This is a genomic window from Vibrio sp. SCSIO 43132, from assembly GCF_019904195.1.
GTDB classification, from domain to species: Bacteria; Pseudomonadota; Gammaproteobacteria; order Enterobacterales; family Vibrionaceae; genus Vibrio; species Vibrio nigripulchritudo.
Window position 1 is genome coordinate 640,004 of sequence record NZ_CP063200.1, and the last position, 11,923, is coordinate 651,926.

Annotated in this window: 12 protein-coding genes; 8 read left to right on the forward strand and 4 right to left on the reverse strand. The window is 44.0% G+C overall.

The window, feature by feature from the left end:
- Positions 1-65 precede the first annotated feature (65 nt).
- On the reverse strand, positions 66-710 hold the full coding sequence (locus tag INR79_RS20955) for a TetR/AcrR family transcriptional regulator (protein WP_022560866.1): 645 nt from the start codon (positions 708-710) through the stop codon (positions 66-68).
- Between the two features lie 330 nt (positions 711-1,040).
- On the opposite strand from INR79_RS20955, the gene INR79_RS20960 reads away from it, so the two are divergent.
- The 8 genes from INR79_RS20960 to INR79_RS20995 all read left to right on the forward strand — a co-directional run bounded on the left by INR79_RS20960 (position 1,041) and on the right by INR79_RS20995 (position 7,539).
- Complete coding sequence (locus INR79_RS20960; RefSeq protein WP_223099660.1) at positions 1,041-2,636, forward strand: GMC family oxidoreductase; 1,596 nt, start codon at positions 1,041-1,043, stop codon at positions 2,634-2,636.
- 60 nt (positions 2,637-2,696) lie between these two features.
- On the forward strand, positions 2,697-4,223 hold the full coding sequence (locus INR79_RS20965) for a CoA-transferase (protein ID WP_223099661.1): 1,527 nt from the start codon (positions 2,697-2,699) through the stop codon (positions 4,221-4,223).
- Positions 4,216-5,070, forward strand: coding sequence for a sugar phosphate isomerase/epimerase family protein (locus INR79_RS20970; protein ID WP_223099662.1), 855 nt, complete (start codon positions 4,216-4,218; stop codon positions 5,068-5,070). The genes INR79_RS20965 and INR79_RS20970 overlap by 8 nt, the downstream gene beginning before the upstream one ends.
- 381 nt (positions 5,071-5,451) lie before the next feature.
- A complete protein-coding gene (locus tag INR79_RS20975) occupies positions 5,452-5,757 on the forward strand; it encodes a hypothetical protein (protein WP_022560870.1) in 306 nt (101 codons plus the stop codon).
- Positions 5,758-5,880: 123 nt separating this feature from the next.
- Positions 5,881-6,219, forward strand: coding sequence for a GFA family protein (locus INR79_RS20980; protein WP_223099663.1), 339 nt, complete (start codon positions 5,881-5,883; stop codon positions 6,217-6,219).
- 407 nt (positions 6,220-6,626) lie between these two features.
- The gene (locus INR79_RS20985) at positions 6,627-6,833 is read left to right on the forward strand and encodes a DUF3565 domain-containing protein (protein WP_223099664.1); all 207 of its coding nucleotides are present in this window, start codon (positions 6,627-6,629) and stop codon (positions 6,831-6,833) included.
- 72 nt (positions 6,834-6,905) lie between these two features.
- Positions 6,906-7,145 (forward strand): hypothetical protein, encoded by a 240-nt coding sequence (locus INR79_RS20990; protein WP_022590916.1) that lies wholly within the window; start codon positions 6,906-6,908, stop codon positions 7,143-7,145.
- Between the two features lie 28 nt (positions 7,146-7,173).
- The gene (locus tag INR79_RS20995; protein ID WP_223099665.1) at positions 7,174-7,539 is read left to right on the forward strand and encodes a VOC family protein; all 366 of its coding nucleotides are present in this window, start codon (positions 7,174-7,176) and stop codon (positions 7,537-7,539) included.
- A 61-nt stretch (positions 7,540-7,600) separates the two neighbouring features.
- On the opposite strand, the gene INR79_RS21000 is transcribed toward INR79_RS20995, so the two are convergent.
- The 3 genes from INR79_RS21000 to INR79_RS21010 form a co-directional block, all read right to left on the reverse strand.
- Complete coding sequence (locus INR79_RS21000) at positions 7,601-8,944, reverse strand: hypothetical protein (protein ID WP_223099666.1); 1,344 nt, start codon at positions 8,942-8,944, stop codon at positions 7,601-7,603.
- Between the two features lie 153 nt (positions 8,945-9,097).
- Positions 9,098-10,738, reverse strand: coding sequence for an electron transfer flavoprotein-ubiquinone oxidoreductase (locus INR79_RS21005; RefSeq protein ID WP_223099667.1), 1,641 nt, complete (start codon positions 10,736-10,738; stop codon positions 9,098-9,100).
- Between the two features lie 9 nt (positions 10,739-10,747).
- On the reverse strand, positions 10,748-11,917 hold the full coding sequence (locus tag INR79_RS21010; RefSeq protein ID WP_223099668.1) for a dihydrodipicolinate synthase family protein: 1,170 nt from the start codon (positions 11,915-11,917) through the stop codon (positions 10,748-10,750).
- Positions 11,918-11,923: the final 6 nt, after the last annotated feature.

An 11,923-nucleotide genomic window follows, 5' to 3' on the forward strand; every position in this document is an offset into this window, starting at 1 on the left:
AGCGTGAAGAATGAAAAGAGGAAGCTGGAAGTGTGCCCGCACGGCTTGGCGAGCACAGCTTACAATCAGGCTTTAACCATTCGCAAAATGGTTTCCACATTAAATGCGAGACGCTCTTTTAGAGCATCCTCTGCCATCAGATCGCGGTTAAATAAAATTGAGCCTGTGTATCGGTTGGTGAAATAGTAGTAGCTCACCGCGGCCATGGTGATGATCAGCTGAACAGGATCGACGTCTTCACGGAACACACCAGATTTTACTCCGCGCTTAAGAATCTCCTGAATCATCGAAACAAACGGGTCACGTAAAGATTCGATGACTTCCGATGATTTCAAATGCTCAGCTTTATGAAGGTTCTCACTGTTAACCAGCGTAAGGAATTCAGGGTTATCCAAATAGTATTGCCAGGTAAACTCGACCAGTACGGTCAGTGCTCTCTCAGGCTCCATTTCTTCGAGATGAAGCGCTCGTTCGGCTTTTCGAATGTCGAAATAGGCTTGTTCCAGAACCGCTTTAAACAGCTTCTGCTTACCACCGAAGTAGTGATAGATCATGCGTTTGTTGGTTTCAGACCGTTCGGATATTTCGTCGACCCTTGCTCCCGCGTATCCATTTTGCGCAAATTCGTATTTGGCTGCCTGAAGAATACGTTCTTTAGTGGCTTCGCTGTCCCTTTGATGAATCGGTTTTTTCGCTTTCTGATTCGCCACAATTGTTTCCTGTTGAGTATGTTTACCGTTGTGCACAAGAGTTGTGCGGAATATTGGGTATCATAAAGTAACTATATATTTACTAGCCTGCAACTGCTAATCGGTACAGTGCGATCTTTCTATAAGTTTTCTAAGTCTAAACTCCATTTGTGATACGGGGTGAATCTTTTCATCTGTTCAGGAGGTCACATAAATAACAGTTGAAAATTTAATCGTTCAATTATATAACTAAATAGTTACTTGGTGTTCATTCATACAAAATAACCATTACAAAACACCAAAAAGTGAAACAAAGGAATGTGCTAAGGCACTAACATTTAAGGATAAAAGATGTACGACTATCTTATCATTGGTGGGGGTTCGGCTGGTTGCGTATTGGCTTCCCGACTCACTGAAAATCCCAACAATCGTGTTCTGCTACTGGAAGCGGGACCTGTCGACAAAGACATGTATATCCATATGCCCATTGGCTTCTTTAAGACCACCAAAGGTCCCTTGGTTTGGGATTACTTTACAAAACCAACGGAGCATCTTTCTAACCGTTCCATTGTTTACCCACAGGGAAAAGTGATAGGTGGCGGCAGCTCGGTTAACGCACAGGTATTTACTCGTGGCTGCCCAGAAGATTACGACCGCTGGGCGAATGAAGATGGCTGTGCTGGCTGGTCATATGAAGACGTAAAACCTTACTTTGTACGCTCAGAATCCAACCAGACGTTTGCCAACGAACATCATGGCACCGAAGGTCCTTTGTCGGTCTCCAACCTTATTTATAAAGATCCACTCTCTCACCGATTTATCCGCAGTGCTCAACAGGCGGGATTACCTTACAACCCAGATTTTAACGATGGGAAGCAGGCGGGCGTGGGTTTTTATCAGGTAACTCAAAAAGATGGCAAACGCTGCAGTGCCGCGGCTGGTTATTTAGCCCCTGCGCTCAAGCGACCAAACTTAACGGTGATCACTGGTTGCATGGTTCATAAGCTGCTGTTTGAAGGCAAGTCTGCCATTGGGGTGGAATGTGAACATGGCGGCAAGAAGCATACTTACAAGGCAAATCAGGAAGTGATTCTCGCTGCTGGGGCAATTGCGTCACCAAAAATTCTGATGCTAAGTGGTGTTGGCGATTCAGAATGGCTGGAAGAACATGGTATCGATGTGGTTCAGGAGTTGCCGGGTGTTGGTAAGAACCTACAAGACCATTATGACATCGATACGATTCATGAGCTGAACGGACCTTACAGCATGGAGCGCTACAACAAGCCGCTCAGCAAGCTGATGGTTGCGCTGCAATATCTGATCTTTAAAACGGGTCCCGTCACTTCCAACATAGCCGAAGCGGGTGCATTTTGGTGGGGGGACAAAGAGCAAAAAACGCCAGACATTCAGTTTCACTTCCTGCCCGGCGCTGGCGTTGAAGCGGGTATTCCAGAAGTACCTTCTGGTTACGGCGTGACGTTAAATTTCTACCAACTGAGACCACGTAGCCGTGGCACAGTGGAACTTGCCAGCACTAATCCTGCTGATAATCCGGTAGTGAACACCAATCATATGTCTGACCCTTACGACGTTCAGGTCGCGATTGAAGGGGTTAAGTTATGCCGAAATATGATCAATCAGCATGCTTTCAATGGCTTGATTGAGCGTGAGCATTTCCCAGGGTCGCATGTGGAATCTGATGAACAGATCATCCAGTTCTGCCGCGATCATGGTCGTACCGCTTACCATCCAGTCGGGACGTGCAAGATGGGTGCAGAGGACGATGCTATGGCGGTGGTCGATACCGATCTGCGAGTGAAAGGCATCAAAAACCTTCGTGTGATTGACGCATCGGTGATTCCAACTATTGTCAGCTCAAACACCAATGCTGCAGCCATTATGGTGGCAGAGAAAGGCGCAGATTTAGTGCTAGGAAAAAGCGCCTGATAGCGCGCTTTTTATTTGAATTTAAATTAACTAACTAGTTGGTTATATATTGAGGTGTTCATGGAGCACGTAGGAAAATCGAAACAATTGCAGGTGGGTGAGGTCGCTCCGTTGATATTTGACGGGGCAACCATCGCATTGTGTGGTTCTGGAGGTGGTTTGCTGGAAGCCGATGCTCTGTTCAAGGAATTGGAACAAAGCTTTCTGACAACAGGGCACCCTAAAGATCTCACTTTGGTCCATGTTTTAGGCATCGGCGACGCTCAGGAAAAAGGGTTACAGCGCTTTGCTCACAAAGGCATGGTGAAAAGGGTGATTGGGGCACACTGGAGCTGGGCACCCAACATGCAGGCACTGTGTCGTAATAACCACATTGAAGCTTATACGTTTCCTGCCGGGGTGATCTCAGGGGTACTGCGCGAGACTGGCGCTGGTCGCCCCGGCTTTTTTACCAAGGTTGGGTTGGGTACGTTTGTTGACCCGGACCACGGTGGCGGAAAAAGCAACGACGTCACCAAGCAGGATTTAGTTGAAAAGCTGAACGTGGATGGTGAAGACATATTGCACTTCAAACCCATAAAAGTGGATTTCAGTTTTATTCGCGGCAGTGTGGTCGACAATAATGGCAATCTTTCCACTCGTCATGAACCGGTTGATCTGGATGCGTACACCATGGCATTAGCCGCCCACAACTGCGGCGGTAAGGTGATTGCGCAGGTCAAAAGCCTAACCGATTCGCCCATTTTGCCTGCCCGAGCCGTCACAGTACCCGGCATTATTCTCGATCATGTGTTTGTCGAACCCAGCCAGGAGCAGTGTCGGATATCAGAATACGACCCTTCCATCAGTGGTGAACAATGGAGCCACGACGAAGGCAGCAATCCTGAACTGAATGAACTTCCTTCTGGCGTTCGCTTGTATATCTGTGAACGTGCAGCCAATGAAATCAACGGTGCTCGCTCAGCCAACTTTGGTTTTGGTATTTCGGGGGGCATTCCGGCGGTACTCGCTAAACGAGGTGTACGTTACTGGGGAACGGTAGAGCAGGGCATTCACAACGGCGACATGCTAGATGGTGAAATGTTTGGCGCGGCGAGAAACCCGCAGGTCATAATCAGTTCGCCGGAGCAATTCGACTTTTTTACTGGCGGCGGTATTGATATCACCTTCCTTGGGATGGGAGAAGTCGACCTGGAGGGCAATGTGAATGTCTCTAAAATTGGCGACAACCTTGTTGGTCCAGGGGGGTTTATCGACATCACCTCCGGTGCTCAAAAAGTCGTATTCTGCGGCACCTTCGAAGCCAAGGGGCTAAAGGTTCACAAAGATGCGCAAAGCAACCTGATTATTGACCATTATGGCAGTGTTCCAAAAGTGGTTGAACAAGTCGGTCACATTACCTTCAGCGGAAAGCAGGCGTTTAAAAACGGACAACAGGTTATCTACGTGACCGAACGTGCGGTGTTCAAACTGACCGAGCAGGGTTTGACACTGATAGAGATAGCCAAGGGAGTTGACCTTCAGAAAGATGTGCTCGACCGACTTCCTTTTAAACCTGTGATCGCACTGGAGAGCGCCAATGCGTGATTTCTCATCCAGCACGCAGGCGTTAGCACTGAACACAGCAACACTGGGGCACAACGTGCCGGGTAAAGGATTTGGCTGGAGCACAGAAGCGCTTATCGATAACTGTGCAGAGCTTGGCTTTTCAGGCATCACGTTCTGGCGTCAGGAGTTCAGTCAGCATCAGAATTTAGATTCAGTAGGTAGAGCCGTTAGGGGGGCAGGCATGTCGGTGTCGGGACTATGCCGCTCCCCATTTTTTTGCGGACCCTTTGCACCCGACCTAAAGCAGGTGAAGGATGATTTCAAACTTGCCATCGATCAGACTGCCGAACTTCAGGCAGAATGTCTGGTGATTCTGACCGGGGGTGTACCTATTGGGATGAAAGGCATAACTGCGGGCTGGGGTTTGATTGAATCCATTCTCGCAGAAGCCGCGGAGCATGCCGCCCAAAGTGGAGTCAAACTGGCGTTAGAGCCTTTACACCCAATGTACGGCGGCGATCGTTCCTGCATTGTGACCGTAAAAGATGCGCTGACCATCTGCGAAAATGTAGGTGCGCAAAATCTGGGTATTGCCGTTGATGTGTATCACGTGTGGTGGGATTCCCAGCTAGAAACTTCCCTTAAAGGTACAGATAAAGTGTTCTCCTTCCATCTGTGTGACTGGCTGGCTGAAACCAAAGACCTACTTCTAGACCGAGGCATGATGGGGGATGGTGTCGCCGACATCCCAGAGATCCGCCGAATCGTCGAGGACGTCGCTGGCTATCAGGGACTGTGCGAAATCGAAATATTCTCTGAATACTGGTGGAGCCAGCACCCCCGAAAAGTACTGGAGACATGTGTAGAACGGTTTAAAGGCTGTTGACTTCAAACCGAAAAACCAACCACTTCCGTTTGGCTGCGCTCGCAGCCTTTTACCTGAAAGTTACAAGCGTCTGGCTTAGCGAGATGAGTTCGCTATTTGCCATCAAATGTGATGAATTTGCGCTTTGTTAAAGTCTTTCTTAATCGCGAAAATGTGTTGTTGATTTTTAGTGAGATGCCGCTCATTTCTTTGTCCTCTTTTCCTCCTGCTTATCTATTTTTGTTCATAACATTTCCCATGCCTTTATCTTTTGTTTAAATATCAGTGAATTGAATGTTATTTGTCTTATTCATATGTCGCGTGACAGGCAGTGAATGATTTGTATAGACATCTCGTCATCTAATAATTTTTAGCTTTACAATGAAATGAGGATATAAAAACATGAAAAAGTTACTTTTGTTTCTGTCAGTACTGTTAGTTTCTAATGTATCGTTTGCTGATTCGTACAAAGAATGTGTAGAAAATACCTCCAGAGTCTATGTGGGTGATGATGGTATTCTCTGGCTTTCTTTCAAGGATGGGGGAAGTGCGTTGATTAAGCGTGACGATCCTGATTTCAAAAATATTCTAACAGTAGTGACTGCTGCCCACATGGCTAATAGAAGCATTATCGTTAGATATGTAGATCCAGCAGCCACATGTTCGGGGCCTGTTCGTTCTGATGTTCGCGGTGTTTGGTTAAATTAGAAGTTAACAAGAGAATCTAAGCTGACCTATAACACGTGGTATTTTTAGTTTTTTGGCAGTATCGCGATTGTAGTGGTTTTCAGTTACTGAATGTGGCTTCAAGTAGATAGAAGGAATTATCGAATGGAACTAAAGTGTCACTGCGGAAATGTCAGCTTAGAATTGAGTTCCATCCCTGAAGAAGTAGGTGAGTGTAACTGCTCCATTTGTCGTCGTTATGCCGCAGCTTGGGCGTACTTTTCTACTGATCAAGTTAAAATTAATTTTAATGAGAAAACCGCCTTCTATTGTTGGGGTGACAAAGAAGTCGAATTTCATCGTTGTAACTTATGTGGCTGTTTAACGCACTACATAACAACAGAGAAATGCTCGGAAGATATTTTAGCTATAAATATGCGAATGGCTGAAAATGAAGTGCTTTCACGTATACCAGTTCGCAAGATTAATGGTGCATCACGATAATTACCCTAACGCATTATCCCCGATCTCAATGAACATATTTCAGGGTGAGAGAGTAACATTAGAAAAGGCTAAATAAAGAACTCTTTAGCTTTTTTGTTTTTCATTGGTGTTAATTCGGATTGCAATTTAGTGCTTCCATAATTTTTGGTCTTACAGAGGCATCCATATCAGCAACACTTATGGATTCTAAATGCGTGAGCAATGAGTTTTCAGATGGTTACGTAAATTTTGTTCTGGGAACAATTATGACTGTGGTCTCTGCATTAGCGATAGTTTTAAGCTTTACCGCCTACGTCAAAAAAGAGAGCGAGCCACGCTAATGTACTTCTCCTGTTTTTGATAGAAAGCTTTATTGTTGTGGTAGTCTGGCAACTACTTGTACGTATGTTGTATGGCTATTAAGAAAGATGAAACAGTCCATTGTCGGTTACCATAAAGATGAATTTGATGATTGGGTGGCGGAATTACAGTGTGGTCATTTTCAACATGTCCGGAATAAACCTCCCTTTATAAACAGACCTTGGGTTGAAACGGAGACAGGTCGTGATTCTATGTTGAGCTACGAACTGAATTGCAAAAAATGCGATTTAGGTGAACCGAAAGATCAGATTTAGCCAGCTAGGTCTATGTATTCAATGATATTCTTACTTTGATGGCATCTAATAGGAAGAATTTAGGAGAAAAGGATGAGTGATGCAAAAGCAGGTGCTTGTTTGTACATATTGACAGGACTGTTACAGCGCTTGGAAAAGGAAAATTCAGGATTGATAAAAGATATGATTGAAGGAGTCAAAGCTGATCAATTGTCCATTTCAAATAGCCTGCCGGATCTGCCAGAAAGAGAAAAAATTGATGACGTGTTTAAAGAAACACTAGTTACTCTGGAGAGAGCAGACCAACTAATGGCTAACAGTAAAGATTCATAGTAGGTTGATTAAAAAAGGATCGTCAGAAATGAAGAACCCAGTTGGCTATTTTGAAATCCCTGTGCACGACATTGACAGAGCCATAAAATTTTATGAGGTCGTGTTCGGTCATCAATTTGAACGAGCCGTAATTGATGGCAATGAAATGGCAATATTTTCGTCCAACGATCAGTGGGAAGGGATCACCGGAGCTTTGGTTAAGGGAGAAAGCTATGTCCCGTCAAAAGACGGTTCACGGCTCTATTTCAATACAGAAAATATAGAAGAAACATTGACTAAAGTGTCGTCTCAAGGAGGTAAAGTTCTTTATCCCAAAACATCGATTGGAGAGTTAGGCTGGGTCGCCGAATTTGAAGATATTGAAGGCAACTGTATAGCACTCCACTCATCTTGAATTAGCAAATAAAGGTTTAATCAGGCTTCGGCTCAGATAGCCGAAACCTGAGTTCTTTAAGCTATATTTTCCTGCCGATGGACTTTAGAAGTTCTCCAATGATCCCTACTTCTTCACTTCCTAACCTTGAAGAGTTGTTTCCATGTAAGTCGTGATCTTTACTCAAGAATGCTTCAACAATTTTATCCTTAGAAGAATTATCATCAGATGAACCTTTATAAGCGACATAGAACTTTCTAATAAACATATCTTGCTCTTCTGTTTTAATAAGTTCGGCGTAATGGCTTCTATATAAGTTAGAAAGATATCTTAAAATTGCAATGAAAAATGTTGCGACAATTAATGATATTGAAAGCCGCTTAATCAAGTCATCTCTTAAAAATTCAGGCTTGTGTATTTCTTCGATAATTTCTTCTGATGCCTTTTGGGCTAATTCTAGAGCATTTTCTATTTCAGCTTTGTTATAAACTAGAGAATCTAAATAAATATCTATTTTTTTAATCACTTTTGACATTGTCAAATTGTCTTCGCTTTTTTGATTCGATGCTTTGTTAAATTTTTTCTCTGGTAATTCATATAAATAATATTTTAAATTTATTGCGTATCCTAGCCCAATTAGTTCATCAATTTTTGATCTAGCCTTTAAAAGCTCACCATCTTTTAAGTCAATAGGAATGTTCTCTGTTTTGATTCCTTCATTTTGTAAGTAATTAAGCAGAGATTTATTACTATTGTGGATATTAATAGATATGGCATCTATTTCATTACTTAAGATAGATGTGTATTTATAAACACCGGAGCTTGAAGTGTTGATTATGATGTAACCAAAAAATGAAATTGTAAATATAAATACTAGTCCCATTGATATTAGAGAAATTAAAAATCTATTTGTTGATTTTTGATAAGTGATACGTTTTTCATCTAATCTATGTAGTAAAAAAGGGATAAAGTCTAAGCCGTTTTTATTATCATTCTCTCCCCTAGGTAAGGATGTTCTTAGAGCTGTCGCAAACTCCTTTGAATCTAAAGTCTCACATACAATATCTTCTATATATTTGCTTTGATCGGCTTTGTTTATTTCTTTGATCTTACTATAAAAAATACTCCAGAATATAACTACAGCAAGAAAAGTATGAAGTATGTATTTTATGTTATACGAAAGAATAAAATAAATATCTATTAGTATACCTTCATAATCTAGTACTCTCCCTAAGTAATAATTCAAAGACTCAAGTGTTGAAATTGCCAAAAAATAAAATATTAGGCATTTTTTTGCTTCTGATGCTATATTTTGGGGTGCTTTTAAATATATGCACCTTATCCATGAGTAAATCCTCCATATCAACACTATTAAAATTACAATTATTGCGATTAGCATAGCTAATGCTTCATAATTTACTCTCATATATACGATTCCTTTCGCTATGTGTCAGAATAAGAATCATATTATAAGCATCTAATTTATATGTGACTTTGCTCTTATTAATTGAAAAAATACGTCTTTTTTTTGATGAAACTTAAATAAGTATTTGTAGTTATTACAAATATTTCGTAGATACTACATCCCCGAATAATTCGGTCCACTTGCACCTTCTGGTGGTGTCCAGGTGATGTTCTCACTGGGGTCTTTTATGTCGCAGGTTTTACAGTGAATGCAGTTCTGGCTGTTGATTCGAAAAGCGGGCTCTGCATCTTTTGAAAACTCCACCTCATAGACACCGGCAGGGCAGTAAAACTGTGCGGGCTCACCAAATAGCCGCAAGTTGGTGCTGATCGGTATGGTCGCGTCTTCAAGCTTCAGATGATTGGGTTGGTCGTCCCGGTGAGACAGGTTTGCCAGATAGACAGAAGACAATCGGTCGAAGCTGAGTTTGCCATCCGGTTTTGGGTAAGCGTAGGGCTCAACAGTCGATAAGGTTTGCAGTGATTTGGCATCTTCACTTTGGTGATGCAACTGCCATGGCGCGTTGCCTTTGAACAATCGGCTTTCGATGGTTTGCACTGCTCCGCCCGCCCAGCTTCCCCATTTTTTAATCGAAGGGATGAGGTTACGGGAAGCATAAAGCTCTTGGTGTAACCACGAACTTTCGAATAACTGGGTAAAACACTGCGATTTGTCCTGCTCTGTTTTCTCCCAGCTTTCAATGATGGACTGCGCGGCAAGCATGCCGGATTTCATTGCCGTATGAGTCCCTTTTATTTTGGCAACATTGAGCGTGCCTGCATCACAACCTAGCAAGAACCCGCCGTCGAAACTCATTGCTGGAAGCGCATGAAATCCACTCTTGTTGATGGCTCTCGCACCGTAGCTGATGCGTTCTGCGCCTTCGAGGAGATCGTTTAACCAGGCATGGTGTTTAAGGGACTGGAATTCCATAAATGGCTGTAAAGAGGGGTTACTGTAATCCAGATCGATCACCAGACCCAAAGAGACAAGGTTGTCGCCATAGTGGTAACAAAACGCGCCGCCATTCGCCTTTTGGCTGAGTGGCCAGCCAATGGCGTGCTCTGTTTTTCCTGGTACATGCTTATCTTTCGAGATTTTCCATATCTCTTTAAAACCCAACGCAAAATGGTTTGGATCTCTGCCTTTATCCAATTCGAAATGGCGGATCAGTTGCTTGCCTAAGTGACCTCTTGCTCCTTCACAGAAAAGGGTCTGTTTAGATTTGATGTGAATTGCCGGTACGTAGTTCGGGCTTTCAGAACCGTCTTCGTTTAAGCCCATTTCCCCCGTAATGATACCGTCAACCGCGCCATGTTCATCAAAGGCGATGGAGTCGGCGGTAAAGCCTGTAAAGATCTCGACCCCAAGGTTTTCGGCATGAGAAGCCAGCATCTGACACAAAGCGCCAAGGCTTATCACCCAATTTCCCGTGTTATCGAGCTCTCTAGGGAGTAACATGTGTGAAATACGGAGCTTGTCATCGGTGTTTTTAAGCCAGTAGAAATCATCCTGAGTAACAGGGTGACCAAAATCCGGTGACTGATCCCGCCAGTCGGGGATCAGCTCATCCAATGCTCGGGGTTCAAGCACCGCACCAGAAATGATGTGTGCCCCGACTTCTGCCCCTTTTTCCAATACACAGACAGACAGCGCTTTTCCCTGCGCTTCACCAAGTGTTTTAAGCTGAATGGCACTGGCAAGACCGCTTGGTCCTGCCCCTACAATCAGCACATCGTATTCCATTACATCCATAATAAATATCTAGTTAGTTACGCCATAAATCTTCAAAAAACGTTTCATTCTGTCAGCAGCAAAATCCGGATTTCTGAGCAGGCTGGCTTGATCCGCCAGTTTAAACAGCTCTGTGAAGTAGGTTATTGGTCGCATGGATTGTGCGCCGCCCACCATTACAAAGTGATCCTGAAAGCCGTTCAGGTATGCCAAAAAGACAACCCCAGTTTTGTAGAAGCGTGTAGGGGCACTGAATATCAGGCGAGAAAGTGGCACGGTGGGCTCTAAAATATTCATAAATGCCGACTGATTTCCTTTTCCCAGCTCCGTCAAAGCGAGCGCCGCTGCCGGAGCAATAGCGTCGAATATTCCAAGTAACGCATGAGAATAATGGGTACTGTCACCAGCAATCAGTTCGGGGTAGTTGAAATCATCACCTGTGTACATTTTCACGCCAGCAGGCAGCCTTTTGCGCAACTGGATTTCTTTCTCTGCATCCAATAGTGAAATCTTGATACCGTCGATTTTGTCCTGATTTTCATGAATCATATGAACAACCGTATCCATAGCTTTGTCGACATCAGCGGTGCCCCAATATCCTGTTAGCTGAGGGTCGAACATGTCGCCAAGCCAGTGCAGAATCACAGGGTTGTCCGCGTCTTTGAGCACGCTTTGATATACCTTAAAATAGTCTTGCTCTGATTTAGCAGTTTTCGCCAGAGCGCGACTTGCCATCAAGATGAGTTTCCCGCCGACAGACTGAATCGCATCGATTTGCTCTCGATACGCAGCGATGACTTCATCCAGAGAGTAATGTTGGTTATCGTCGAGTTGGTCCGTACCGCAACCGTGATAAATCAACGCATCAGGCATATCTGAAACCGCTTCCTGAGTATGACGAATCAGCGCCAGCGCATCGTCCCAGGTTAACCCCATTCCGCGTTGTGCGGTGTCCATCGCTTCAGCAATACCGAACCCCATCGACATCAGATAGTGACGGTAAGCCAGTGTTTTCTCCCAATCCAGCGAAGCTCGCCCAGAAGGCTCAGTCGACGTTAACGGGTTTGCCACAACATGCGCCGCTGAAAAAGCTATGCGGTTAAATACCCCAGAGTTAATGGCGCTTTCATCAAGCGTGTTTCCAATCACCTGATACTTGCTTAGCTTCTGCTGTTCATCAGGCAAGATGATATGTGTCATAAAAAG